The sequence below is a fragment of the Paraburkholderia rhynchosiae genome, from assembly GCF_002879865.1.
GTDB lineage: Bacteria > Pseudomonadota > Gammaproteobacteria > Burkholderiales > Burkholderiaceae > Paraburkholderia > Paraburkholderia rhynchosiae.
The window spans coordinates 277,995-303,801 of the sequence record NZ_PNXY01000005.1 but is presented as its reverse complement, the minus strand read 5'-3'; the positions used below and the strand labels follow the sequence as shown (position 1 = coordinate 303,801).

Genomic DNA, 25,807 nt, shown 5'->3' with positions numbered 1-25,807 from the left:
ATGTCAGAAACCGTCGGCAAGACGCGGCTGCACATCGGCGAGCGCGACGTCGGCGGCGCCTTCGGCGAGATGCACCGTCAGGCGGCGTCCCGGCTTCAATGACGACGGCGCACGCACCGCGCGACCGGTCTGAGCATCGAGCACCGCGGCATAGCCACGCTCGAGCGTGCGCTGCGGACTCAGCACTTCGAGCCGCGCCGCAAGCGTCGCAACGCGCGCGGTCTGACGTTCATGTTGACGTAACAATGCGGCCTCGAGCCGTTGCGCGAGATTGCCGAGCTTCGCCTGATGTGCGGCGAGGTCGGGACGCCAGCGCTGCCAGCGCACATGCAGCAGCGAAAACCGCGCTCGAGCGTCGCGCGCGGGCCGTGCACCCGCCGAAGCGAGTCGCGCGCTCAACTGCTGCAAATGGGTTCGTTGCCGCGCGAGCCGCTCGGCGGGCGACACCAGCCGGCGTGCGAGCCAGTCGAGTTGCTGCGCGCGCCGCTCCATCATCCGGCCGAAGCCGCGTGCAAGTGTGGCGTGCCGGTGATCGAGCTCGCGCAACAACAGTACGCGTTGCGGGCTGACCAGTTCGGCGGCGCCTGTAGGTGTCGGCGCGCGCACGTCGGCGGCGAAATCGGCAATCGTGAAATCGGTTTCGTGGCCGACGCCGCTTACGACCGGAATCGCGCTCTCAGCAATCGCGCGCGCCAGCACTTCTTCGTTGAAGGCCCACAAGTCTTCGATGGAGCCGCCGCCACGGCATACGATTAGTACGTCGACCTCGCGCCGCGCGCTGGCGGCTTCGACCATGGCCGCCAGCTTCGCGCTCACACCCATGCCTTGCACCGGCGCCGGATAGACGATCACCGGAATATGCGGCGCGCGGCGTGACAGCGTGGTGAGGACATCGCGCAGCGCCGCGGCCTGCAACGACGTCACAATACCGATGGCACGCGGATGCGGCGGCAACGCGCGTTTGCGTTCCGGAGCAAAGAGCCCCTCGGCTTCGAGTTGCGCCTTGAGCCGCAAAAACGCTTCGTAGAGACGGCCCTGCCCGGTCCGCCGCACCGCTTCGACGTTCAACTGCAACTCGCCGCGCGGCTCATACATGGTGACGAGCGCACGCACTTCGATACGGTCGCCTTCACGCGGCGTGAATTCCGCGTACTGCGCACGGCCGCGGAACATCACGCAGCGCATTTGGGCCTGGGCGTCCTTGATCGAGAAGTACCAGTGACCGCTCGCGGCGCGCGTGAAGTTCGAGACTTCGCCGGCGACCCACACCAGCGGAAACGAACGTTCGAGCATGGTGCCGATCGCGCGATTCAGCGCGGAAACGGGGACAACGATCTCGCCGCCGGGCATCGTCGACGAGGTAAAGGGGCTATCGGAATTCATGCGAAGGATGTCTGTGACTGGCCGGACAGACGATAGACCGACCGGCCATCGGCGTCCAGCGGGGCACGCAAATTGTCAAAAGTGTCCACATGTCGGGACTCGCAATGCAGATCCCGCGAGAAGATCTTCGCAACTACGAAAACTGGAAGCATCGCCTTGTTTTATATCAGTTTTGTAGATGACGGCGAAGGATCGCCGCCGACAGCGGGCGCTTGCAACGGCCCTTCCAGGCCGGCGACGGGCGGGTTCTCCACAAAGTTATCCACAGACGGCGCGAGGCCGGCCAGATGAAATCGAGGCGTAGGACACTGCGCCGCCGACTTGCGGCCGGGGACGCGTGCGCGCTAGAGTGGCGGGTTCGGCGGCATGGCAAAGCCCCGCGGCGCGCCTAGGTGCGCGGCGAGCGACGCATGCATGCCGCACTGCCGCTGCCTCCTCTTGTGCTTCATTTTCACCGTCCGGAGAATCGCGTTGATGCCTGTCCCGCGTAATGCGCCTAGCGCCTCCACGTCGCTGCACCGGCGCCGACTCACGAGCGCTGCGCTTCTCGTCCGCCTGGCTTGTCGATGAGCGGAATCCTCGATCATCTGGAAACCCGCATTGCACGCGAGTGGCAGCAGCGCGGACCGCTGGCGTGGTCGTTGACGCCTCTCGCGTGCGTGTTCGGCGCGATCGCCGCGATGCGCCGCACCGCGTTCTCGCTCGGCTGGTTGAAGTCGGTGCGCGTGGGCGTGCCCGTGGTGGTGGTCGGCAACGTGACCGTCGGCGGCACCGGCAAGACGCCGACCGTGATCGCGTTGGTCGAAGCGTTGCGCGCGTCCGGCTTCAACCCCGGCGTGGTGTCGCGGGGCTACGGCGCGCGCGTGAAGGCGCCGACGCCCGTCACGCCCGCATCGGCGGCGAGTGTCGGCGGCGACGAACCGTTGCTGATCTCGCGCCGCACGGGCGCGCCGGTCTGGGTTTGCCCCGACCGAGTGGCGGCTGCCGAGGCGCTGTGCGCCGCGCACCGCGACGTCGACGTGATCGTCAGCGACGACGGGCTTCAGCACTATCGGCTCCAGCGCGACGCCGAACTGGTCGTGTTCGATCACCGGCTTGGCGGCAACGGTTTTCTTCTGCCGGCCGGTCCGCTGCGCGAACCGCTCTCGCGTCATCGCGACGCCACGCTGATCAACGATCCCTACGCGCGGACGCTGCCCGCCTGGCCCAACACCTTCGCCCTGCTGCTCGCACCCGCCGACGCGTGGCATCTGGAAAATCCCGCGTTGCGCCGCCCGCTTGCCCAGTTCAGCGGCGAGCGCGTGCTGGCCGCCGCGGGCATCGGCGCGCCGGAGCGTTTTTTCGCCACGCTGCGCGCCGCCGGCCTGACGCCCGAGACTCGCGCGCTGCCCGATCACTACGCGTTCGAGCGCAATCCTTTTACCGATGCCGACGCCGACGCCATCCTGATAACGGAAAAGGATGCGGTAAAATTAGGGTCCTGGCGCGACGCGCGCATCTGGGTTGTTCCCGTCGAAGCCGCGCTCGATCATCGCCTCATTGCATTAGTCGTGGAGAAAGTCCGTGGACGCTCGCCTGCTTGAAATTCTTGTCTGCCCGATCTGCAAGGGCCCGCTCAGCTACGACCGTTCCGCGCAGGAGCTGATCTGCAATGCGGACAAGCTCGCGTATCCGATCCGCGACGGCATCCCCGTCATGCTGGTCGACGAAGCGCGGCAAACGGTTGAAGGCACGCCGGTCGATCTGAATCCAGGCTCTGTGGCCTGAGCGAGTCGGGCTAGTCAGCGGGAATCGCGCCAATCCGCGCGGCCCGCGTTCGAGGGTGGGATATGCGGTTTCTTCCGGGCGAGCGCGTCGTAAGATGCGGCCGCTTCGCACCGGGCCTGCTGTCGGTTCCTTGTTCTATCGGCTCGCTCGCATTCCGTCTCAGCACTCAGCTTCCTGCGCATCCTTCCGCTCATCTCTCCGCTCATCTCTCCGATGACCCACGACACCGCCACTCTCCCGTTCATTGCCGTCGTACCGGCGCGTCTCGCGTCGACGCGTTTGCCCAACAAGCCGCTCGCCGACATCGGCGGCAAGCCAATGGTGGTGCGGGTCGCCGAGCGCGCGCGCGAGTCGGGCGCACAACAGGTGTTGATCGCGTCGGACGCGCAATCGGTGCTGGACGCGGCCCGCGAGCATGGCTTCGAAGCTGTGTTGACCCGCGCCGACCATCCGTCCGGCACGGACCGTCTCGCGGAAGTCGCGGCGCAATTCGGCTGGAGCGACGAGACGATCGTTGTCAACGTGCAAGGCGACGAACCGCTGATCGACCCGGCTCTGGTGTGCGGTGTCGCGTCGCATCTCGCAGCGAACAGCGAATGCGCGATTGCGACCGCTGCGCATCCGATCGTCGACCCGGCGGAAATTTTTAATCCGAACGTGGTGAAGGTCGTGCTGGATGCGCGCAGCCTGGCGCTCTATTTCTCGCGCGCGCCGATTCCCTGGGCGCGCGACGCCTACCAGCCGCATTGGCCCGATGTCGCGTCGATGCCTACGCCGCCCGCGCCCGCGGTGGTTCATCGACATATCGGGCTGTATGCGTACCGCGCGAAATTCCTGCGCACGTATCCCGATCTCGGGATCTCGCCCATCGAACAAGTCGAGGCGCTCGAGCAATTACGCGCAATGTGGCACGGCGAGCGCATTGCAGTACTCGTCACGCATGAGGTCCCGCTTCCGGGCGTGGACACCCCCGCGGATCTCGCGCGCGTGCAAGCTTTATTCGGGTCTTGAGCGCAAAAACCCATGGCATAATCAGTCGCTTGTGCGCGCCTCCCGTTATTTGCGAGAGCCAGGGTTTGCCCGGTCGCGCCGTACTTATCTTTGCAGCGCCGTCGTCGACGTGCAGCGCGAGATTCGAAACGGCAGCCGATACGGGTCCCTCGCTTCTCGTGGGATGGTTGCAGCGCCACCAAGAATTTACATAGATCTGGAGATATACATGCGTTTGATCCTTTTGGGTGCACCCGGCGCGGGCAAAGGCACTCAGGCAAACTTCATCAAGGAAAAATTTGGGATTCCGCAAATTTCCACCGGCGACATGCTGCGCGCGGCCGTCAAGGCAGGCACGCCGCTTGGCCTCGAAGCAAAGCGCTTCATGGACGCCGGCGAACTCGTCACGGACGAACTGATCATCAACCTCGTGAAAGAACGTCTGCAACAGTCGGACTGCGCAAACGGCTATCTGTTCGACGGCTTTCCCCGCACCATTCCGCAAGCTGAGGCGATGAAGCAGGCTGGCGTGCCGATCGACTACGTGCTGGAGATCGACGTGCCGTTCGACGAGATCATCGTGCGCATGAGCGGCCGCCGCTCGCATGCCGCGTCGGGCCGCACGTATCACGTCAAATTCAATCCGCCGAAGGTCGAAGGTCTGGACGACGTGACCGGTGAACCGCTGATCCAGCGCGACGACGACAAGGAAGAAACGGTCAAGAAGCGTCTGCAAGTGTACGAGGCGCAAACCAAGCCGTTGATCGAGTACTACAACGGCTGGGCGAAGAACGGCGACGCGACGACTTCGCTGCAAGCGCCGCAATACCGCCGCATTTCGGGCTTGGGCACAGTCGAGGAAATCCGCGACCGCGTGTTCGAGGCGTTGAAGTAGTCCGCTTCCGGCGCACTCCCTCTCAATGAAAACCCGCCTGTTCTGGCGGGTTTTTTATTGCATCTTGCGCGCAGGTTTTTGTCGGAATCTTCTCGCGCCGCGGCGCCGGATTAATTAGCCATCCGTACCATCTGGCGGACCAAGCGCTTTCCGCGCTGCAGCATAGCCGCTACAATCAATGATCGAAAACATATTCGATCCGGACATTATCAAAACCGTAGCAAGGAGAAGACATGGAGATTCGTGACAACGTATTCCTGATCACCGGCGGTGCATCGGGCCTGGGAGCCGCCACCGCGCGCCTTCTCGCCGAGAATGGCGGCAAAGTGGTGCTGGCCGATCTGAGTCAGGATGCCGGCGAGGCGCTCGCGAAAGAACTCGGCGGCGTCTTCGTGAAATGCGACGTGAGCCGCGAAGACAACGCGATGCAAGCAGTCGAAGCCGCAACGAAGCTCGGCACGTTGCGCGGCCTCGTCAATTGCGCGGGCGTTGCACCCGCCGCCAAAACAGTCGGCAAAGACGGCCCGCATCCACTCGACTCGTTCACGCGCACCATTTCCATCAATCTGATCGGCACGTTCAACATGATTCGCCTCGCGGCCACGGCCATGTCGAAGAACGAGCCGAATGCGAACGGCGAGCGCGGCGTGATCATCAACACGGCGTCGGTCGCCGCTTATGACGGCCAGATCGGTCAGGCGGCGTACGCGGCGTCCAAGGGCGGCGTGGTCGGCATGACGCTGCCCATCGCACGCGACCTGTCGCGCAATGCAATCCGCGTGATGACCATCGCGCCGGGCATCTTCGAAACGCCGATGCTGCTCGGCATGCCGCAAGAGGTGCAGGACGCACTCGGCGCGATGGTGCCGTTCCCGCCGCGCCTCGGAAAGCCAGCGGAATACGCGATGCTGGCCAAGCAGATTTTCGACAACCCGATGCTCAATGGCGAAGTAATCCGGCTGGACGGTGGGATTCGTATGCAGCCGAAATAGCGTACGCGTCGGACGCGCCGCTTTGTCCGCAGTCTTGTGATTTTTCGGCCACCATAACTGGAAACGCCTGCGCATAAATTATGTGCAGGCGTTCTGTTTTGAAGCGCTCGAAATCGGAAGCGCAGTTTTCTCTAATCGCGATCATCGTGCTGGGTGCGCTGACGCAATTCCTGCAACTGCGACTCCACCACCGTCGCATCTTCGGCGTCCGGACATTCGCCGAGATAGCGCTCCAGGTCTTCGAGCGCGGGACGCAGATAGTCGAGTCGGGCGTAGGCGAAACCGCGATCGCGAACCTCTTCGATACTTTCCGGCAGCAGAATCACGAGGCGCTGCTGCACGGCAAGCAGGCGCTGCCAGCGCTCGGTCTGAAGATACGTGGACTTCAGATTGCGCAACATCCGCGCGATAATCTCGCGTCGCGTGGCCGGTTGCAGCAGCACGCGCAACGCCCTGCTCACCGACTCACCGGCCGACGCCACGTACGGCTCCAGCATATCGACCATCTCCGACTCGGACAGCGAATGACCGCTGGTCGGATCGAGCATTACGTCGCCGTCGGGTGTAGTCACGCGCAACAGGAAATGTCCCGGAAACGACACGCCGCGCGCCGGAATGCCGATCTGCTCCGCCATTTCCAGATACAGGACCGCGAGCGAAATCGGAATGCCGCGGCGACGCTTGAGCACGGCGTTCAAGTGACTATTGTCCGGGTCGTAATAGTCATTCAGATTGCTCGCGAAACCGAGTTCGCGGAAGAAGAACCGGTTCAGAATGCCGACCTTCTGACGAATGTCGGCATCTTCCGGCATGCGGCGCTGCAGGCGGACCACCAGCTCGTCGATCTCGGCCAGCGTGCCTTGCAGATCGAGGTCGGGGTAAGCATCCTGCGCGAGCGAGAGTGCCGCCTCTGTCAGCGGCAAACTGTCGTCTTCGGCGACGAGCGTGCTGAAATAGTCGAGAACCCGCGTCATCGTAATCACTTCACTCGCCTTTTGAAATACGCGTACTTGAAGCCCATCAGCCAAAGCATACCGAAATATAGCGCGGCGAACAGTACGAGGCAGGCGGCCAGCAACGCGATGCGGTCGATCGGCCGGTCATGCATGCCAATCCAGTCGAAGCTTTGAGCCAGCCAGTGCATCAGGCCGGCAAGCACAAGGCACGCGCCGAGCAATTGCACGAAAAACTTGAGCCAGCCGCTCGACGGCATATAGATGCCGCGCTTGCGCAATCCGAGAAACAACAGCAGCGCGTTACCGCACGCGCCGAGCCCGACGCTGAGCGTCAACCCTGCATGAGCAAAGATAGGCACGAATACATAATTGCTCAACTGCGTGAGAACCAGCACGCCGATACCGATCTTGACCGGCGTCTTGATGTCCTGCTTCGCGTAAAAGCCGGGCGCGAGAATCTTGATCAGAATCAGGCCGATCAGGCCGACGCCGTAAGCGGCAAGCGCGCGGGCCACCATGACGACCGCGTTGCCGTCGAACTTGCCGTAGTGAAACAGCGTGGCGGTCAACGGCTGCGCGAAGAAGAACAGCGCGACCGCGCTCGGCGCGGCCAGCAGGAAGGTGACGCGCAGCCCCCAGTCGAGCAGCGACGAATATTCGTGAGGGTCGGCGTCGACATGCGCCTTCGAGAGGCTCGGCAGCAGGATCGTGCCGAGCGCGACGCCCAGCAACGCGGTCGGGAACTCCATCAACCGGTCGGCGTAATTGATCCACGACACCGCGCCCGGCCCAATGCGCGACGCAATATTCGTATTGATGATGAGGCTGATCTGCGCGACGGACACGGCGAACATGGCCGGCACCATCTTCGAAAGCACGCGCTTCACGCCGCGATGCGCGAGCGCGCGGACCGGGTTCAGGCCGATGCGCGGCACCATGTCGATCTTCTTCAAACCAGGCAACTGGACGAGAAACTGCAACAGGCCGCCGGCGATTACCGCCCACGCGAGCGCATAAACCGGCGTATGCAGCCGCGGTGCGACGAACACGGCCGCGACGATGAACGCGACGTTCAGCAGCACCGGCGCGAAGGCGGGCAGCGAAAAATTCTTGTACGTGTTCAGCACGCCCGACGCGAGAGACGTCAGCGAAATGAAGATGATGTACGGGAACATGATGCGCGTCATAGTGACGGCGAGCGCGTACGCCTGGCCTTCATGAGCCAGGCCCGACGCGACCACGAACACCACGCCCGATGCACCTATCACGCCGATCAGCGACAGCACCGCCAGCGCCCAGGCCAACACGGTCGAAGTGGCGTCGACGAGCGCTTTGGTGGCGTCGTGACCTTGCTGATTCTTGAACTCCGCCAGGATCGGCACGAAGGCCTGCGAGAACGCGCCTTCGGCGGAAATGCGGCGCAGCAGATTCGGAATGCGGAAGGCGACGTAGAACGCGTCAGTGTATTGACTGGCGCCGAACGCGCGAGCGATCAGCGTTTCGCGGGCCAGTCCGGTCACGCGCGACAGCAGCGTGAAGCCGCTGACCGTCAGCAGGGCTCGGAATAGATTCATGGGGCGCTTATTATACGGGTGCCGCAAATGCGGACGACGAGCCAGGAAGCGATTCGGACCGATTTACTCGGCAGACGTTCGGTCAAAGCGGTGAATTCGACCGTTTTTTATTGCGCGGCGTGGCGGGAGACCGCGGATCCGCTGAGCGTCTGAGTTCCGCCGGACGGCGCTCATGCTTGCGGCTACGAGCGCGACCATCGAGCCAAGGCTTGACAGCGTGGCGGCGCATTCCCGTTGCCACGTCCCTGATTTTGTTGCTATAATCGCCGGTTTCGAAGCTCGCTCAGTTCTCGGACGGCTTCCGGACGTGGTTGCGGTCGGCATCAGATTGCCCGCCACCGCCCTTCAGACGCCGGAAACACGGGCCCGCCTTCGCGTAGTTCGATCGTTTTTTCGACACTTTTGCGCTCTTGGGCAATCGCTTCCAAGAGTTCGGATCTAAAAGCAGCGCCTCACCACTTGAAGGTCAGGTACTGGAAACAGGAACAGGATAAGGAACCGTCATGGCTAACTCCGCACAAGCACGCAAGCGCGCCCGCCAGGCCGCCAAGGCAAACTCGCACAACTCGGCACTGCGCTCGAAGTTCCGCACGGCTATCAAGGCAGTGCGCAAGGCGATCGACGCCGGCGACAAAGCTAAGGCCGCTGAAATCTTCCAGGCATCGTCGAAGACCATCGACATCATCGCCGACAAGAGAATCGTTCACAAGAACAAGGCAGCTCGCCATAAGAGCCGCCTCGCCGCAGCCATCAAGGGTCTGCAGGCGTCCGCAGCACAGTAATTCCGGTCAGCCCGCTTCGGCGGGCTACCTCCTGTTTCCGCTGCGCATGAAAGCCCGCTTTGGCGGGCTTTTTTGTTTGCAGCGAACAGATTCGCCAATTGACGCAACGCCAAGCTAAAAAACCCGCTGATCGCGGGTTTTCTGCTTTGCCGACCGAGCGCGGCTCGCCTTATATGATGTGTCGCTTGGTTTGCAGCGCGGGGGCGTGCTCGAGTTGCAACTCGCACGCTTCCGTCACGACGAGGTCATTGTCTTTCGCGAAATTAAGGACGAAGTCGAAAGCCATGGGTTCGATGTCGCGCAAGCGCGAATCGAGAATCACGCACTTGAGGTCGCCAATCATGGTTGGCCGGACATACAACGAGTACTGCATATACGCATTCGGCCCCTTCCTCGCACCCGGGCCGAAACATGACATGACACCCGCGAGCCGCTCCGACCAGTCGCTCGGCCGGAACCTTTTTCCCGTCGACGTGATGCCCTGAATGAAATATTCGGTTGGAGCTGCTTCGGCCATGTAGGAATACCTGTGTGACGGCCCAGCGGATGACGGCGACAGCATGCGATAAAACAGATTTCGAAACGCTGCGCCCGGCGCGTGCGCCACTCTGAGAGCCGCGCCGCCGGCAACCGTGAAGGCCGGCTGAGCCGCTGTCGCGCACGTCATGACGGCGCACCGCGAACTCGCCTTGTGAACGGCGCGAGCCGTGCGAGCCGTGTCGTCGCCAAGCGAACTACCGGTCTGCTGGGCCTTGGAATAACCCGCAGATTATAGCGCAGCGGACCTTTTTCCGCACCGCACACAAGCCTCCTGAGACCTGCGTGCAAGGCTTTCAAAGCGCTTTCCCGGCCTTTTCGCCGACTCGTCAAATGAGGCGAAATCCTTTATGCTGCATTGAGTTACCACAAAACGACGGCGGCGCCGTCCGGCAATCCTGCCGGGTGAGTCCGCCGTATTTGTTTCATGACCGCCAAGAAAATTCGCCACTATCTGCAGTTCAAGGATTTCTCGCTAGACGACTACGAGTACGTGCTGGAACGCGCGCGAATTCTGAAGCGCAAGTTCAAGAACTACGAGACTTACCACCCGCTGCACGACCGCACGCTGGCCATGATCTTCGAAAAGAATTCGACGCGCACGCGCCTGTCGTTCGAAGCCGGCATTTTCCAGTTGGGCGGCCACGCCGTTTTCATGAGCACGCGCGACACGCAACTCGGACGCGGCGAACCGATTGAAGACGCGGCGCAGGTCATCTCGCGCATGGTGGACATCATCATGATCCGCACGTTCGGTCAGGACATTATTCAGCGCTTCGCCGAAAATTCGCGCGTGCCGGTGATCAACGGCCTGACCAACGAATATCACCCGTGCCAGGTGCTGGCGGACATCTTCACGTACTTCGAGCATCGCGGTCCGATCCGCGGCAAGACGGTTGCATGGGTCGGCGACGCGAACAACATGCTGTACACATGGATCGAAGCGGCGCAGATTCTCGGCTTCAAGCTGCGCCTGTCCACGCCGCCGGGCTACAAGCTCGACCGCGCGCTGGTCGCCGCCGAAAGCGCGCCGTTCTACGAAGAATTCGACGACCCGAACGAAGCCTGCGCCGGCGCCGATCTGGTCACCACCGACGTCTGGACCAGCATGGGTTTCGAAGCCGAAAACGAAGCCCGCAAGAAAGCCTTCGCCGACTGGTGCGTCGACGCGGAAATGATGGCGCGCGCTCGCCCGGACGTGCTCTTCATGCACTGCCTGCCGGCCCATCGCGGCGAGGAAGTCAGCGCGGAAGTGATCGACGGCCCGCAAAGCGTCGTGTGGGACGAGGCGGAAAATCGCCTGCATGTGCAAAAGGCGTTGATGGAATATCTGCTACTCGGCAAGCTCAATCACTGAAGCAGGCCATTGCGTGGCACTTGCGTGAAGCGCAATGGGGCCTCGATTACGAGGCGAGGCATCCACGCCGGCGCCACGCATCCAGCCGGCGCACACCGTCGCAAGTGAGCCCGGCAAACTTCGTCGCACAAACCCAAAAACGCAGGCGAGCGGCGATTTAGTGTCAAAATAGTTGTTTTCCGCGCTCCGGAACCGCCGGCGCGCCTTGTTTTCCCGCTTTCTCCAGCTACGAGTTCACCATGAGCGATATCAAGAAAGTCGTGCTCGCCTATTCGGGCGGCCTCGACACCTCCGTCATCCTGAAGTGGTTGCAGGACAACTACGACGCCGAAGTCGTCACGTTCACGGCCGACATCGGCCAGGGCGAAGAGCTGGAACCTGCGCGCAAGAAGGCCCTGCAACTTGGCATCAAGCAGGAAAACATCTTTATCGAAGACTTGCGCGAGGAATTCGTGCGCGACTTCGTGTTCCCGATGTTCCGCGCCAATACGATTTATGAAGGCGAGTACCTGCTGGGTACGTCGATCGCGCGTCCGCTGATCGCCAAGCGTCAGATCGAAATCGCCCGCGCCACGGGCGCGGAAGCGGTGTCGCACGGCGCGACCGGCAAGGGCAACGACCAGGTTCGTTTTGAGCTCGGTTACTACGCGCTCGAGCCGGGCATCAAGGTGATCGCGCCGTGGCGTGAATGGGATCTGCTCTCGCGCGAAAAGCTGCTCGCTTACGCGGAAAAAGCTGGCATTCCGATCGAAATGAAGCACAAGCAAGGCGGCGCGCCGTACTCGATGGACGCGAACCTGCTGCACATTTCGTTCGAAGGCCGTCACCTGGAAGACCCGAAAGCGGAAGCTGAAGCCGACATGTGGCGTTGGACGGTGTCGCCGGAACAGGCGCCGGACCAGGCCGAATACGTCGATATCGAATACGAGCACGGCGATCCGGTCGCGATCAACGGCAAGCGTCTATCGGCCGCGGAAATGCTGACCGAGCTGAACAGTCTGGGCGGCAAGCACGGCATCGGCCGTCTCGATCTGGTGGAAAACCGCTACGTCGGTATGAAGTCGCGCGGCTGCTATGAAACGCCGGGCGGCACGATCATGCTGAAGGCACACCGCGGCATCGAGTCGATCACGCTCGATCGTGAAGTCGCGCACCTGAAAGACGACTTGATGGCCCGCTACGCGTCGCTGATTTATAACGGCTACTGGTGGAGCCCGGAGCGTCGCGCGATCCAGGTGCTGATCGACCATACACAAGAGAAGGTGAACGGCTGGGTGCGGGTGAAGCTGTACAAGGGCAGCGTGTCGGTTGTCGCTCGCGATTCCAAGGAAACGCTGTTCGACAAGACCATCGCAACGTTCGACGACGACGGCGGCGCGTACAACCAGGCGGACGCCGGCGGCTTCATCAAGCTGAATGCGTTGCGTATGCGGATCGCAGAAAATGCGCGCCGTCAGCGCGGCTGAAGTAAGCATTTCGGCGAAGGCTAATGTCACGACAGTGGCGTGAAGCGCCAAAGGCGCGGCCAAAGCCACAGTGTGGACGTGGAAAAGGCGCCGGGCGGCAACGCCCGGCGCCTTTGTTTTGTTCCCTTCAACGGGGTAGCCGCTTCATGGCTCGGCGATCAGGCAAACAATCATCCGCGACCGATCAACCATGCCAAGCGCGGCACACCATCACAAGCACACCGGCTCGGCTTCCAGCTCGACGCCAAATCTCGCCAGCACGTCGCGCTGAATCGCTTGCGCAAGTGCCAGCACTTCAGCCCCGCTCGCGCCGCCTCGATTCACCAGCACCAGCGCCTGGCGCTCGTGAACGGCGGCGGCGCCCATCGCACGGCCCTTCCAGCCGCATCGATCGATGAGCCAGCCCGCCGCGAGTTTCACCCGTCCGTCCGGCTGCGCGTAGGACGCTACGTCTGGCTCCCTGCTTTTCAGCGCCTCGAACTGCCCGGCGTCGATCACCGGATTCTTGAAGAAGCTCCCCGCGTTACCGAGTTCGAGCGGATCAGGCAGCTTCTTGCGCCGCACCGCGACCACTGCATCGAAGATCGCCTGCGCGTCGGGCTGCTTGCCGTTCGCCTCAAAACCGTTCGCGGCAAGTTCCCGTGCGAGGTCTGCATAGCCCGCGCGCGGCTCCCACGCCTTCGGCAAACGGAAAGTGACCGACGTGATCACGAAACGATCGCGCCCTTCCCGCTTGAAAAAACTGTCGCGGTAGCCGAAGGCGCACGCACGCGCATCGAATTCGACTGCCTCGCCCGTGGCGAGCTCGACCGCGCGCAACGACGCAAAGCGCTCGCCCATCTCCAGCCCGTACGCGCCGATGTTCTGAATCGGCGCCGCGCCCACCGTGCCGGGAATCAGCGCGAGGTTCTCGAGGCCCGGGAGCCCTTGCGACAGAGTCCATGCAACGAACTCATGCCAAGGCTCGCCAGCGGCGGCTTCGACATACACGGCGTCGGCATCCTCGCTCACGATGCGCCGTCCCCGCAGCGCCACCAGCAGCACGAGTCCCGCGAAGTCGCCGGTCAGCACGACATTGCTGCCGCCGCCGAGCACAAGGCGCGGCAAGCCGGCCGCGCGCGGATCGCGCACCGCGGTCATCAATTGGGCTTCGCGCTCGATGCGGCATGCCCACTGCGCGCGGACATCGAAGCCAAAGGTGTTGTGCGCCTTCAGCGGATAGCCAGCAATGAACTCGGCGGAATCGGTTTGAGACATCGGAATGAGGACTATGAGACGACGACAGGAACGGCTTTGGGCTCTGGCGCGCGCGGGACTGCGCGCCGGCCTTGGGCAAATCGGAGCCGCGTCGGTAAAATGACGTCGGTCCGTGATTATAGCGAGTGCCTCGTGACGAGCCGCCCGGCCGCGTCGCGCACCGCAGCACTATTGGGAGAAAGCAATGCCATCGTTTGACGTCGTCTGCGAAGCGAACATGATCGAAGTCAAGAACGCGATCGAGCAGTCCAACAAGGAAATTTCAACCCGTTTCGACTTCAAGGGGTCGGACGCGCGCGTCGAACACAAGGAAAACGAAATCAGTGCCTACGCGGACGATGACTTCAAGCTTGGTCAGGTGAAAGACGTGCTGCTGTCAAAAATGGCCAAGCGCAATGTGGACGTGCGCTTCCTCGATTACGGCAAGATCGAGAAGATCGGCGGCGATAAGGTCAAGCAGGTCATCAAGATCAAGAAAGGCGTGTCCGGCGATCTGTCGAAGAAAATCGTGCGCCTCGTGAAGGACAGCAAGATCAAGGTCCAGGCGAGCATCCAGGGCGACGCGGTTCGCATCACCGGTACCAAGCGCGACGACCTGCAAAGCGTGATTGCGATGCTGCGCAAGGATGTGACCGACACGCCGCTCGACTTCAACAACTTCCGCGACTGAGCCATTATTTCAGCGACGCAGCGCGTAAGCCTTGGGGCGCGCTGCAACGGCAAGCGCGCATAGAACAGCTGCAAAGGCAATGCGAGGCCGCAGCCGCAATACGCAGCCGTGGCACGCTAAAGCAGCCGCAACACGCAACGACAGCCACAGCCACAGCCACAGCCACAGCCGCTCAACGATCCTTGCCGGCCGCCGCACTCGCAGCCGCGGCCGCCTTCTTCTTATCGCCGATTCGGCTTTCCTCACCGTGCATCAGCTTGGCGATGTTGCCGCGATGGCGCCACACCAGCAGCGAGCTCATCACGACAATGGCCAGCGCGATGATGTGCGGCCCGAACAGGAAGCCGTCGAAGATCGGCGCGAACACTGCCGCAGCCAACGCGGCGAGCGACGAATAGCGCGTGAAAAACGCCACGATCAGCCACGTCAGCAAGGTCGCCACGCCGAGAATCGGGTTGATCGCGAGCAGCACGCCGGCCGCCGTCGCCACGCCCTTGCCGCCCTTGAAGCGGAAAAACACCGGATACAGGTGCCCGAGAAACACAGCGACACACGCAAGCGCCACCGACGTATCGTCGAGCCCATAACGCGCGCCGAAATGCACGACGAACCACACCGGCAGCCAGCCCTTGAAGGCGTCGCCAATCAGCGTAAGAATCGCCGCCTTCTTGCTGCCGCTGCGCAGCACGTTGGTCGCGCCGGGATTGCCCGAGCCGTATGAGCGCGGGTCGTCAAGGCCCATCGCGGCGCTCACGATCACGGCGAACGACACCGAACCGATCAGGTAGGCAACGACGGCAACGATCAGGTTTTGCATCTGTGACTCTTATAAGGATCGGCGGTCTGCAACTCATACCTCAACCGCAACAGGGAACAGGAATCGGAACGGAGCGGAACGCAACGCAACGTGGCGAACCAAAGCGGCGCACATTCTACCGAACGCGCGCGCCCCAACAACATTCAGACAAACGTCAATCGACGCTCGCGCACTGTACCGCCTTCGCTGCCAGCAAGTCCGTGAGTACCTTCGGCTCGATACTGACGAGAAAGCCGCGCCGGCCGCCGTTCAGCCAGATCCTGTCCATCTCCAGAATGGTGGACTCCACGTACACCGGCATCGGCTTGCGCGTGCCAAACGGCGACGTGCCGCCGATCAGATAACGTGAATGACGGTTCGCCACCTCGGGCTTGCACGGCTCGACGCGCTTCGCGCCGATCTGCCGCGCGAGATTCTTCGTGCTGACAGTGCGGTCGCCGTGCATGAGGACGATCAGCGGCTTCGCGTGCTCGTCCTCCATGACCAGCGTCTTCACCACATGATGTTCGTCCACGCCGAGCTGGCGCGCCGATTCGCCGGTGCCGCCGTGTTCGACATAATCGTACGGATGCTCACCGAACGCGACGCCGTGACGGCGCAGAAACTGCGTGGCAGGCGTTTCGGAGACATGTCTGGATTTACTCATCGGCGCATTGTAATGGCCAGTTTGCACAACGGCTATTTGCCGAACGGCCAATTGTGCGGCACGACGCACTGTGGCACGATCGTTCGAAAATCATCCGGCGCGATGGACGCCGGGCACCGAACCGCCCTTAACAGGCAGCTTGCATGGGACCAGAGGAGACAGCGTTGAGCCACACTTCAGCCACCCGTTCCACCATAGACGTTCCCGCGCTGCTGGCTGCCCTGCCCGCGCGTATCGCCGACATTCCCGCGCTGGCCGCCGCGCGCGATCCGCAGCACATCGCGTTGATCGAAGATGCGCGCCACCTGACGAACGCGCAACTGGTACAGGCCGTCGACGCCGCCGCCGCCTTGCTAAGCGAATGGGGTGTGCGCGGCGGCGACCGCGTGATGATCGTCGCGGAGAACAGCATCGCTCAGATCGTGCTGCTCTTCGCGGCCGCACGGCTCGACGCGTGGGCGCTCGTGTCGAACGCGCGCCTGTCGGCTGCGGAACTCGACGCGGTCCGTGCGCACGCGCAGCCGCGCGTGACAGCCTATGTGATCGAAAGCTCGGTCGACGCCGGCCAGCACGCGCAGCGTCATCGAGCGAGCAAAGCGCCAGGCGTCGCGCCGGGCATCGGCGCATGGTCGTACACGGTAGACCCTTCCGCGCAAGCCGAACCGGTCGAAGCCGCGAACGACCGTCAGTGCGCGGCGCTAATCTATACGACCGGTACAACCGGCGCGCCCAAAGGCGTGATGTTGTCGCATCGCAATTTGCTGTTCATCGCCGCTGTGTCGAGCCGTCTACGCAAGGTTGGTCCGGGCGATGTCGTGTATGCCGTTCTGCCCATCTCGCATGTGTACGGCTTTGCGTCCGTGTGTCTAGGCAGCCTGCACGCCGGCGCGACTTTGCGCCTCGCCCCGCGCTTCGCGCCAGAAGCCGTGCGCCGCGCGCTCGCCGACGAACGCGTGTCGATCTTCCAGGGCGTGCCGGCCATGCACGCCAAACTGCTCGAACATGTGCAGACGCACGGCCATCCGTGGTCCGCGCCGCATCTGCGCTTCGTCTATTCGGGCGGCTCGCCGCTCGACGCCGCGCTGAAAGCGCATGTCGAAAGCGTCTACGGTCTGCCGCTGCATAACGGCTACGGCATGACGGAGAGCAGTCCCACGGTTTCGCAGACCATGCTCGATGCGCCGCGCAGCGACTGTTCGGTCGGCGAGGCAATTCCAGGTGTCGAAGTGCGCTTCGTCGGCCTTGACGGCGTGGAGGCCGCGCCCGGCGAAATCGGCGAGCTATGGGTGCGCGGTCCGAACGTCATGCTCGGCTACTACCGCAGCCCGGAGCAAACGCGCGCCGTCGTGACGGAAGACGGCTGGCTCAAAACCGGCGACCTCGCGCGGCAGGACGCCGACGGTGCGCTGCATATCGTCGGGCGCAGCAAGGACCTGATCATCCGCTCGGGCTTCAATGTCTATCCGGCCGAGGTCGAGCATGTGCTGAACGCGCATCCGCAAGTCGTGCAGTCGGCGGTGATCGGTCGCCCGGTCGAGGGCAATGAAGAAGTGATCGCGTTCGTCGAATTGGCGGCAAGCGCGACGGTGACGCCGGCCGAACTGATCGGCTGGTGCGCCGAGCGTCTCGCGCCGTACAAGCGGCCCGCCGAAGTAAAGGTGCTCGCCGCACTGCCGGCGGCATCGACGGGCAAGATTCTCAAGCAGCGGCTACGCGAATTATTATGAAGCCGATGAAGCTGCGCGAATAACAACGACAACGAACAACGACAAGGGCCAACCCGTGACTCGCGATTACCCTCGGGGATGATGCTGCGCATGCAGCGACTTCAACCGCTCGCGCGCCACGTGCGTGTAGATTTGAGTGGTCGAAATATCAGTGTGGCCGAGCAGCAGTTGCACCACGCGCAAATCGGCGCCGTGATTCAGCAGATGCGTCGCGAACGCATGCCGCAACGTGTGTGGCGACAACGGCGCATGTACGGTGGCCGCCGCCGCATGCCGCTTGATGATGTTCCAGAACTGCTGGCGCGTCATGCCCTCGGCGCGGCTCGTGACGAACAGCGCGTCTGTCGCGCGCGCGCCGAGCAACGCCGGGCGCGCGTCGCGCAAGTAGCGCTCGATCCAGCCGTGCGCCTCTTCGCCGAACGGAATCAGCCGCTCTTTCGAGCCCTTGCCCATCACGCGAACCACGCCTTCGTTCAGACCGACTTCCACCGTTTTTAACGTGACGAGTTCGGTGACGCGCAAGCCGCTCGCATACATCAGTTCCAGCATCGTGCGATCGCGCAGGCCCAAGGGCGTGTCGATGTCGGGGGCGCCGAGCAGCGCTTCGACTTGCGCTTCGCTGAGCGTCGACGGAAAACGCGGCGGTTGCTTGGCCGAACGGATGCGAAGCGTCGGATCGACTTTCGCGCGGTGCTCGCGCACGGCCCAGCCGTAATAGCGGCGAAACACAGAGAGGCGCCGGTTCGCCGACGTCGATTTGTCTTTCTGACGCGCCGCGCTGTAGGCGTTCAGGTCGGCCTCGGTGGCGATGTCGAGCGAGGCGTTGCGCGTTTGCGCGAGCCACTCGCTAAAGAGACGCAGATCGCGGCGATACGCGTCGAGCGTGTTGCGCGACAGGCCGTGTTCAAGCCAGAGCGCGTCGCAGAATGCGTCGATCGACGCGGAACTCGTCACGAACAACGGCGACGACAGAGGCGACGACAGAGGCAACCCCGCGCTCGCGTCTTCAACCAGGGTATCGCTCATGCGTAGGGAATGCCTTCATGCGCCAGCAGCCAGCGTTTGACGTTGCGAAAGAAACCCTCTTCGGCGTGATGCGCGAATCCGCCGATGCCGCGCGAACTCACCACGCGATGACACGGAATCACAATCGGAAAGTAATTGGCGCCGCACGCCTGACCGACCGCGCGCGGCACGCTGCCGAGTTGCTTGGCCAGTTGCCCGTAAGTCAGCACGACGCCCGGCGGGATATCGCAGATTGCCTCCCATACGCGCCGCTGAAACGCGGTGCCGACCGGCGCGAGCGGCAATTCGAATGTCGCCGACGCCTGCTCGAAATATCGCTCGATCTGCTCGACCGCCTGTTGCGCCAAAGGCGTGTCAGGCGCGACGTTTTGCATCGACTCCGGCAAATAGACGATCTCGCGCACGGCCTCGCCTTCCAGGCGAATGCCGATCTTGCCGAACGGCGCATCGATCACTGCGTTGAACATGGCGCATCCTCTGTCGCGCAGCGTTTTCATTTGAGACCTACAACGGATTCATGGATTGCCGATACTTTACGCCGCTTTTTACGCCGCTTCGAGCGCCCACTGCACATGCTCGCGCACCACGGCGGAAGGGTCGTCGGCGCGGCGCTTGAGCGCCTCTACGATCGCTTTGCGAGCGTCCGCATTCAAAGTCTCGCGCGACGCACGCAACGCATTTCCCATCCCCACGGCGAGATTGCGCAACCAGCTTTCGTAACCGATGCGGCGAATCGCGCTGCCCTGCATGCGCGTGTCGAAGTCGTCTGCACTCCAGCCGAACAGGTCCACCAGCGACGCGCGATCAAGCCCATGCCGCACGTCGAAATCGGCGACCGGCGCGGCCTGCGCAAACTTGTTCCATGGACACACTAGCTGGCAATCGTCGCAGCCATAAACGCGGTTGCCGATCAGCGGACGCATGTCGACAGGAATACTGCCCTTCAGTTCGATCGTCAGATATGAAATGCAAAGACGCGCATCCACCTTGTAGGGCGCGACGATCGCGCCTGTCGGACATGCGCTGATGCAGCGCGCGCAACTGCCGCAATGCGAGCCCGGCGTTTCAGGCGCGACTTCCGGCGAAGTCTCAGCGTCGGTCGGCAAAGGCACGTCGACATAGATTTCGCCGAGAAAGAACAGCGAACCCGCATCGCGTTGCAGCAGCAGTGTATGTTTGCCGCGCCAGCCGATGCCGGCCTTCTGCGCAAGCTCGACTTCGAGCACCGGCGCAGAGTCGGTAAACACGCGATAACCGAACGCGCCGATCTCCGCCTGAATTTTCTCTGACAGATGTTGCAGACGGTTACGCATCACCTTGTGATAGTCGCGGCCGCGTGCATAAATCGACACCACGGCCGCCGATGGATCCGCGAGCCGCGCATGCTCGACAGCCCGCCAGTCCTGCGTCAGCGGCCCTTCCCACCGCTCGCTTTCGTCTGGCTTTCCGCTCGATGCATGAGCGGGCAAATAGGCGATGCGCGCGGTAATCACACGTAGCGTGCCGGCCACAAGCTCGGCAGGCCGTGCGCGTTTCATACCGTGTTTCGCCATATAATCCATCTCGCCGTGGCAACCCGCTTCCAGCCAGGCTGCAAGCGGCGCTTCGGCAGCTGAGAGGTCGGTATCGCTAATTCCGATCGCCCCGAAACCCAGTTCGCGGCCCCACGTCTTGATGTTTCGCGCGAGCGCCTGCAGCGCCGCTTCATCGAATTGACGCTCGGCACGCGCTTCGTCGCAAGGCGTTGGCGCATTGGACACTGGGGACACGGGTGACTCCGGACTTCGGTTCATCACGCCATTTTACGAGAATGCCTGACAATCCCGATCGCGCGATCGCGCCGCCCGCCGAAGTTCTGCTCGAACGCTACTACGCGCTCGCGGACGAAGCCGCCACGCTGGCATTCGGTGAACGTCTTGCGCGGGCAATCGAAAGCGTGGCTATCAGCGAAAGCGGCGATGACGGCGACGCAAGTGCTCAGGCATTCCACGGTCTACAAGTACAACTGGTCGGCGACCTTGGCGCCGGCAAAACCACGCTCGTGCGCGCCACGTTGCGGGGCCTCGGTCACACAGGCCGCGTGCGCAGTCCGACGTACACACTCGTCGAGCCGTACGTGCTCGAGCGGCCCGCTGGGGAACTCGCGCTCTATCACTTCGATCTGTACAGATTCACCGATCCGGCCGAATGGGCCGACGCGGGCTTTCGCGAATATTTCGACAGCGGCGCGGTCTGCCTCGTCGAATGGCCGCAGCGCGTAGGCCGGCTTCTCGGCGTGCCGGATCTCGTCTTCGCGCTCGACCTGGATAGCGAGGGCGACGGCCGCCTACTCGTCGCACGGGCATACAGCGAAACAGGAAAGGCATGTCTCGAAAGATGTTGATCAAACCGTTCCGCTCAATCGAATCGGCGGCCACCGCAACGCATAACTGGCGGCGGCGGCAGATTCTGCGCGCGGGCGCATCCACGCTCGTGCTCGGTCTCGTCGCGCCGCGTCTCGCGCTGGCGAGTTCGGTGCTCGGCGTGCGGGTGTGGCCCGCGCGCGACTACACGCGTGTGACGATCGAATCCGATCAGCCTCTGCAAAACGCGCAGCAGTTGCTCCAGGGTCCCGACCGACTCGTGGTCGATCTTAGCGGCCTCGATCTCGACCAGGCGCTGAAGGACCTGGTCTCGAAGATTACGCCGAACGATCCGCAGATTCAGTCTGTACGAGTCGGGCAATTCCAGCCGCACGTCGTACGCATGGTGTTTGATCTGAAGGGCTCGGTAAAGCCGCAGGTGTTCACGCTGCCGCCCGTCGGCGCATACCAGTACCGGCTAGTGTTCGACCTGTATCCGGCCGTCGCACCCGATCCGCTGATGGAACTGCTCGCGCAGAGCGAGCGCAAGCAGCAAACGCTGAACGAAGGAAACAGCGCGCCGCCCGCGACATTGAGCGGCCCGGGCACAACGCCGCCCACCGCCGACAACAGCGAAGCGTTCTTCGAGCGTTATGCGCAGAACGGCAGCAGCGGAAACGCGCCGAACGTGCCGCGTCCGCCGATGCATAGTGCGCCGACGCCGGTGCCGATGCCGCCTATGCCCGGGAAGCCGTCGACGCCCGGTGCGCCGCCCGTGCCGCCCAGCGCGATTGCACGCAACAAGGGCAACAGCAGCACGAACAACGCTGGCAACAATCTCGGCAACGACGACAGCAGCGACGACACCTACGCGTTCACGGCGCCTAAATCCGGCAAGAGCAATACGGTGCGCCTAGTGACCGTCGCGATCGATCCCGGCCATGGCGGCGAAGACCCGGGCGCGATCGGCGGCTCGGGCACTTACGAGAAGCATGTCGCGCTCGACATCGCGAAAAAGCTGCGCGCGAAAATCGACGCGCAGCCGAACATGCGCGCAATGATGACGCGCGACGCCGACTTCTTCGTGCCGCTGAACGTGCGCGTGCAGAAGGCGCGGCGCGTCGGTGCGGACCTCTTCGTGTCGATCCACGCGGATGCGTTTACCACGCCCGACGCGCGCGGCTCGTCGGTGTTCGCGCTGTCGGAGCATGGCGCGTCGAGCGCGGCCGCGCGCTGGATGGCGAACAAGGAGAACTCGTCGGATCAGATTGGCGGCATCAACATCAAATCCGCCGACGCTACCGTCAACCGCGCGCTGTTCGACATGTCCACCACCGCGCAGATTCGCGACTCCATGCGCTACGGCAACTTCGTGCTGAAAGAAATTGGCGGGATCAACAAGCTGCACAAGGGCTCGGTCGAACAGGCGGGGTTCGCGGTGCTGAAGGCGCCGGACATTCCGTCGATCCTCGTGGAAACCGCGTTCATCAGCAACCCGGACGAGGAGCGCCGCCTGAACGACGACGCGTATCGCGAAAAGATGGCCGACGCGATCATGACCGGCATCAAACGTTATTTCGCGGCCAATCCGCCGCTGGCGAAGAATCGCATGACGTGATACGTGCGTAGCGCATCCGCATACGACGATGCAATGAAAACGGCCGCAGCGATGCGGCCGTTTTCATTCCAGGTTGCGAGATTCAACTGCCTGTGAAAAGCGCTGCACGACCCATTCCCCGAACACATTCACAGCGAGGCCCGCCATCACGAGCAACGCGCCGACGATCTGCACCCCGGACAGCCGCTCATCAAGAAAGAGAGAGGCGGACGCGAGGCCGACAATCGGCACGAGCAGCGAAAACGGTGCGACCTGGCTCGCCGGATAGCGGGACAGCAAGCGGCTCCACAAACCGTAGCCGATCAGCGTGGCGACAAACGCCAGATAGACGATAGCGAAGATCGACATGGCGCTGATGCCGGAAAGTGCAGCGGCGATGCGCTGCGGACCCTCGAACGCATACGACAACGCGAAGAACGGCAACGGCGGAATCAGGCTCCCCCACACCACGAGCCCGACGAGGTCGACTTTGCCAACCTTCTTCGTGACGATATTCCCAAGCGCCCAGCAGCACGCGGCACACAGCGTGAGGCCGAAGCCGGCAAGGGTCATTGCGTGGCCGCCTTGCATGCCGATCACCGCGAGACCCGCGGCCGCGACCAGCAAACCGGCGACGTTCGGCAAGCGAAAGCGCTCTTGCAGAAAGAACGCGGCAAATATCAGCGTGAAAAAAGCCTGCGCCTGCAATACGAGCGACGCGAGCCCCGCCGGCATGCCGACATACATGGCCGAGAACAGGAACGCGAACTGGCCCAATGAGATTGTCATGCCGTAGGCAAACAGCCAGCGCAACGGCAACTGCGGCCGCTTGACGAAAAACACCGCCGGCAACGCGGCGAGCGTAAAGCGCAGCGCGCCGAGCAGCATGGGCGGCACGCCATGCAAGCCCACCTTGATCACGACGAAATTGACGCCCCACGCGATCACGACGATCAGCGCGAGCAACAGGTCCCTGGGCGACATCCCAGCCTCTCCAATTGATTGTTCGACCCGTCAGTTTAGCGGAGGGCGGCGCGGCATGTGATCGTTCGCTCTACGGGTTTCCGGAACGCCGGTGTGCTGTGAAACGTCGTGCTTTCGCCCTCCGCAGTAGAATCGTCCATTAGGAAATTTCCTCCTCCTATTGCGCCGAGTCCGCCCATGTCCTCATCGATCAAAACAGTTCTCAAACCGCATCTGCGCGATGTCGGCAGTCTGACTGTGCGGCGCGTGCTGCCTGCAATGGCCGCGCGTCTGATCGGACCGTTCATTTTCTTCGACCACATGGGCCCCGCGACGCTGGAACCGGGCGTCGGCCTCGATGTGCGTCCGCATCCGCATATCGGTCTCGCCACGGTGACCTTTCTGTTCGAAGGGGCAATCGTGCATCGCGACAGTCTCGGCTCGGAGCAGAAAATCGTCCCGGGCGACGTCAACTGGATGACGGCCGGACGCGGCATCGTCCATTCGGAGCGCACGCCCGCCGAGGACCGTGCGAACGGCCAGACCATCCACGGCATTCAAACCTGGGTGGCACTGCCGCTCGAAGACGAAGACGTGGAGCCGTCGTTCACCCATCACGCCGCCGATACGCTGCCTGTGGTCGAGCGCAACGGCGTGACGCTGCGCGTGATCGCCGGCACGGCCTTCGGCCAAAGCTCGCCCGTCACGACCTTTTCGGGCACGCTGTACGTCGCCGGCGAGTTCGCCCCGGGCAGCGCCTTCGCGCTGGAACCGGAGCACGAAGAGCGCGGCGTGTATCTCGTGGAGGGCGATCTGGAAATCGACGGCACGCCGCTCGAAGTCGGCCAGATGGCGGTGCTCGCGCTCGACGAAACCGTCACGCTCGCGAGCACGCACGGCGCCCGCGTGATGGTGCTCGGCGGTGAGAAACTCGAGGGCGAGCGCTTTATCGAATGGAATTTCGTCGCGAGTTCGCGCGAGAAGATCGCCGCCGCGAAGCTCGCCTGGACGAATCAGGAAATGGGCAAAGTGCCGGGCGAAACGGAATGGATTCCGCTGCCGCAAAAGAAATGACGGCAAATCGGCGCGATGAATCGGCTTGAAGAATCGGCGTGATGTTGGCGCGCGCATTGAATCCGCGCCGTTCGGCCCCAAGTTAACAGAGAAACCAGACAAACCGTTTTATCGACGAGGACGCAATGGACACCACTCTGGCCACATTTGAAAAGGACGTCATCGCGGCGTCGACACTGGCCCCGGTGCTGGTCGATTTCTGGGCGCCATGGTGCGGCCCCTGCAAGACGCTCGGCCCGATGCTGGAAAAGCTCGAAGCCGAAGCGGCCGGCAAATGGAAGCTGGTCAAGGTGAACGTGGACGAGAATCAGGAGCTTGCCGGGCATTTCCAGGTGCGCAGCATCCCGCACGTCATGGCGTTCGCGGACGGACAGCCGGTCGATCAGTTCGTCGGCGTGCTGCCGGAAGGCCAGTTGCGCGAATTCATCGAAAGGCTCCTGCCGCAAGGCGCGGATGCCGCGCGTCTCGAAGCGCAAGCCGCGCTGGCCGAAGGCCGCCGCGACGACGCTTACGATGCGTTGCAAGCCGCGCTCGCCTACGACCCAGGCTTCGACGACGCACGCATGGATCGCATCGAGATGCTGCTCGACGATCACCGTATCGACGAAGCGCGCAACGAAGTCGATCTGCTGTCGCCGAAAACGACGCAAGGCATCGACGCGCGCTTCAACGCGATCAAGACGCGGCTCGATGCCGTCGACGCCGCCGCCGATCTGCCGCCCACGGACGCGCTGGAAGCGCGGGTCGCGAGTCATCCGGACGATCTGGACGCACGCTTCGATCTGGCGAGCGCGCTGATCGCCCGCCGCAAATATGCAGATGCGCTCGGACATCTGCTCGCGATCGTGCAGCGCGACCGCACGTTCCGCGACGACATCGGCCGTAAGACGATGCTCTCCGTGTTCGATCTGGCCGCGCATCAGCCCGAACTGGTGGCGCAATGGCGCCGCAAGCTGAGCGCCGCGCTGTACTAAACCGCGTGGTTTTCG

Annotated in this window: 25 protein-coding genes; 14 read left to right on the top strand and 11 right to left on the bottom strand. The window is 63.1% G+C overall.

The features are described from left to right. Positions 1-3 precede the first annotated feature (3 nt). Positions 4-1,383 carry an exodeoxyribonuclease VII large subunit gene (gene xseA / locus C0Z16_RS09770; RefSeq protein WP_102631942.1) on the bottom strand — a complete coding sequence of 460 codons (1,380 nt, stop codon included), beginning with the start codon at positions 1,381-1,383 and terminating at the stop codon, positions 4-6. A 566-nt stretch (positions 1,384-1,949) separates the two neighbouring features. Between xseA and lpxK the strand changes: the two genes are divergently transcribed. The 5 genes from lpxK to C0Z16_RS09745 all read left to right on the top strand — a co-directional run bounded on the left by lpxK (position 1,950) and on the right by C0Z16_RS09745 (position 6,027). Beyond that, positions 1,950-2,966: a tetraacyldisaccharide 4'-kinase gene (gene lpxK, locus C0Z16_RS09765; protein WP_102631941.1), complete on the top strand. Its 1,017-nt coding sequence runs from the start codon at positions 1,950-1,952 to the stop codon at positions 2,964-2,966. Further along, positions 2,947-3,150 (top strand): Trm112 family protein, encoded by a 204-nt coding sequence (locus C0Z16_RS09760; RefSeq protein ID WP_006050060.1) that lies wholly within the window; start codon positions 2,947-2,949, stop codon positions 3,148-3,150. The genes lpxK and C0Z16_RS09760 overlap by 20 nt, the downstream gene beginning before the upstream one ends. 213 nt (positions 3,151-3,363) lie before the next feature. Next, entirely contained in the window at positions 3,364-4,161 is a 798-nt protein-coding gene (gene kdsB, locus C0Z16_RS09755) for a 3-deoxy-manno-octulosonate cytidylyltransferase (RefSeq protein WP_102631940.1), read from the top strand. A gap of 208 nt (positions 4,162-4,369) precedes the next feature. Then, positions 4,370-5,035 (top strand): adenylate kinase, encoded by a 666-nt coding sequence (gene adk, locus C0Z16_RS09750; protein WP_102631939.1) that lies wholly within the window; start codon positions 4,370-4,372, stop codon positions 5,033-5,035. Positions 5,036-5,268: 233 nt separating this feature from the next. Further along, positions 5,269-6,027 carry a 3-hydroxyacyl-CoA dehydrogenase gene (locus C0Z16_RS09745; protein WP_102631938.1) on the top strand — a complete coding sequence of 253 codons (759 nt, stop codon included), beginning with the start codon at positions 5,269-5,271 and terminating at the stop codon, positions 6,025-6,027. A 131-nt stretch (positions 6,028-6,158) separates the two neighbouring features. Here C0Z16_RS09745 and C0Z16_RS09740 read toward each other — a convergent pair whose 3' ends face one another. Beyond that, positions 6,159-7,001, bottom strand: coding sequence for a SirB1 family protein (locus tag C0Z16_RS09740; protein WP_102632008.1), 843 nt, complete (start codon positions 6,999-7,001; stop codon positions 6,159-6,161). A 5-nt stretch (positions 7,002-7,006) separates the two neighbouring features. After that, positions 7,007-8,557: a murein biosynthesis integral membrane protein MurJ gene (gene murJ / locus C0Z16_RS09735; RefSeq protein ID WP_102631937.1), complete on the bottom strand. Its 1,551-nt coding sequence runs from the start codon at positions 8,555-8,557 to the stop codon at positions 7,007-7,009. A gap of 503 nt (positions 8,558-9,060) precedes the next feature. On the opposite strand from murJ, the gene rpsT reads away from it, so the two are divergent. Continuing rightward, entirely contained in the window at positions 9,061-9,339 is a 279-nt protein-coding gene (gene rpsT / locus C0Z16_RS09730; protein WP_102631936.1) for a 30S ribosomal protein S20, read from the top strand. Positions 9,340-9,508: 169 nt separating this feature from the next. Here rpsT and C0Z16_RS09725 read toward each other — a convergent pair whose 3' ends face one another. Continuing rightward, positions 9,509-9,856 (bottom strand): DUF3579 domain-containing protein, encoded by a 348-nt coding sequence (locus tag C0Z16_RS09725; RefSeq protein ID WP_102632007.1) that lies wholly within the window; start codon positions 9,854-9,856, stop codon positions 9,509-9,511. Between the two features lie 447 nt (positions 9,857-10,303). Here C0Z16_RS09725 and argF point away from each other — a divergent pair, with 447 nt between their 5' ends. Together argF and C0Z16_RS09715 are read left to right on the top strand one after the other, a co-directional pair. Further along, positions 10,304-11,233 (top strand): ornithine carbamoyltransferase, encoded by a 930-nt coding sequence (argF, locus tag C0Z16_RS09720; RefSeq protein WP_102631935.1) that lies wholly within the window; start codon positions 10,304-10,306, stop codon positions 11,231-11,233. Between the two features lie 239 nt (positions 11,234-11,472). Next, positions 11,473-12,699: an argininosuccinate synthase gene (locus C0Z16_RS09715; RefSeq protein ID WP_102631934.1), complete on the top strand. Its 1,227-nt coding sequence runs from the start codon at positions 11,473-11,475 to the stop codon at positions 12,697-12,699. Between the two features lie 210 nt (positions 12,700-12,909). On the opposite strand, the gene murB is transcribed toward C0Z16_RS09715, so the two are convergent. Next, complete coding sequence (murB, locus tag C0Z16_RS09710; RefSeq protein ID WP_102631933.1) at positions 12,910-13,956, bottom strand: UDP-N-acetylmuramate dehydrogenase; 1,047 nt, start codon at positions 13,954-13,956, stop codon at positions 12,910-12,912. 184 nt (positions 13,957-14,140) lie between these two features. Here murB and C0Z16_RS09705 point away from each other — a divergent pair, with 184 nt between their 5' ends. Beyond that, positions 14,141-14,626 carry a YajQ family cyclic di-GMP-binding protein gene (locus tag C0Z16_RS09705; RefSeq protein WP_102631932.1) on the top strand — a complete coding sequence of 162 codons (486 nt, stop codon included), beginning with the start codon at positions 14,141-14,143 and terminating at the stop codon, positions 14,624-14,626. Positions 14,627-14,798: 172 nt separating this feature from the next. Here C0Z16_RS09705 and plsY read toward each other — a convergent pair whose 3' ends face one another. After that, positions 14,799-15,443, bottom strand: coding sequence for a glycerol-3-phosphate 1-O-acyltransferase PlsY (gene plsY, locus C0Z16_RS09700; RefSeq protein WP_102631931.1), 645 nt, complete (start codon positions 15,441-15,443; stop codon positions 14,799-14,801). Between the two features lie 154 nt (positions 15,444-15,597). Further along, positions 15,598-16,089, bottom strand: coding sequence for an aminoacyl-tRNA deacylase (locus C0Z16_RS09695; RefSeq protein ID WP_102631930.1), 492 nt, complete (start codon positions 16,087-16,089; stop codon positions 15,598-15,600). Between the two features lie 143 nt (positions 16,090-16,232). On the opposite strand from C0Z16_RS09695, the gene C0Z16_RS09690 reads away from it, so the two are divergent. Further along, entirely contained in the window at positions 16,233-17,816 is a 1,584-nt protein-coding gene (locus C0Z16_RS09690; RefSeq protein WP_407070661.1) for a class I adenylate-forming enzyme family protein, read from the top strand. 66 nt (positions 17,817-17,882) lie between these two features. Here C0Z16_RS09690 and xerD read toward each other — a convergent pair whose 3' ends face one another. The 3 genes from xerD to queG all read right to left on the bottom strand — a co-directional run bounded on the left by xerD (position 17,883) and on the right by queG (position 20,635). Next, complete coding sequence (gene xerD, locus C0Z16_RS09685; RefSeq protein WP_102631928.1) at positions 17,883-18,842, bottom strand: site-specific tyrosine recombinase XerD; 960 nt, start codon at positions 18,840-18,842, stop codon at positions 17,883-17,885. After that, on the bottom strand, positions 18,839-19,309 hold the full coding sequence (locus C0Z16_RS09680) for a methylated-DNA--[protein]-cysteine S-methyltransferase (RefSeq protein ID WP_102631927.1): 471 nt from the start codon (positions 19,307-19,309) through the stop codon (positions 18,839-18,841). Before C0Z16_RS09680 ends, xerD begins: the two co-directional genes overlap by 4 nt. Before the next feature lie 78 nt (positions 19,310-19,387). Beyond that, positions 19,388-20,635: a tRNA epoxyqueuosine(34) reductase QueG gene (gene queG / locus C0Z16_RS09675; protein WP_102631926.1), complete on the bottom strand. Its 1,248-nt coding sequence runs from the start codon at positions 20,633-20,635 to the stop codon at positions 19,388-19,390. 17 nt (positions 20,636-20,652) lie between these two features. Between queG and tsaE the strand changes: the two genes are divergently transcribed. Together tsaE and C0Z16_RS09665 are read left to right on the top strand one after the other, a co-directional pair. Then, a complete protein-coding gene (gene tsaE / locus C0Z16_RS09670; protein WP_102631925.1) occupies positions 20,653-21,225 on the top strand; it encodes a tRNA (adenosine(37)-N6)-threonylcarbamoyltransferase complex ATPase subunit type 1 TsaE in 573 nt (190 codons plus the stop codon). Continuing rightward, positions 21,207-22,802, top strand: a complete 1,596-nt coding sequence (locus C0Z16_RS09665) for an N-acetylmuramoyl-L-alanine amidase (protein WP_102631924.1) — start codon at positions 21,207-21,209, stop codon at positions 22,800-22,802. Before tsaE ends, C0Z16_RS09665 begins: the two co-directional genes overlap by 19 nt. Positions 22,803-22,865: 63 nt before the next feature. On the opposite strand, the gene C0Z16_RS09660 is transcribed toward C0Z16_RS09665, so the two are convergent. Next, a complete protein-coding gene (locus C0Z16_RS09660) occupies positions 22,866-23,765 on the bottom strand; it encodes an EamA family transporter (protein WP_102631923.1) in 900 nt (299 codons plus the stop codon). A gap of 177 nt (positions 23,766-23,942) precedes the next feature. On the opposite strand from C0Z16_RS09660, the gene C0Z16_RS09655 reads away from it, so the two are divergent. Continuing rightward, entirely contained in the window at positions 23,943-24,818 is an 876-nt protein-coding gene (locus tag C0Z16_RS09655) for a pirin family protein (RefSeq protein ID WP_102631922.1), read from the top strand. A gap of 125 nt (positions 24,819-24,943) precedes the next feature. Further along, positions 24,944-25,792 (top strand): thioredoxin, encoded by an 849-nt coding sequence (gene trxA / locus C0Z16_RS09650; protein ID WP_102631921.1) that lies wholly within the window; start codon positions 24,944-24,946, stop codon positions 25,790-25,792. Positions 25,793-25,807: the final 15 nt, after the last annotated feature.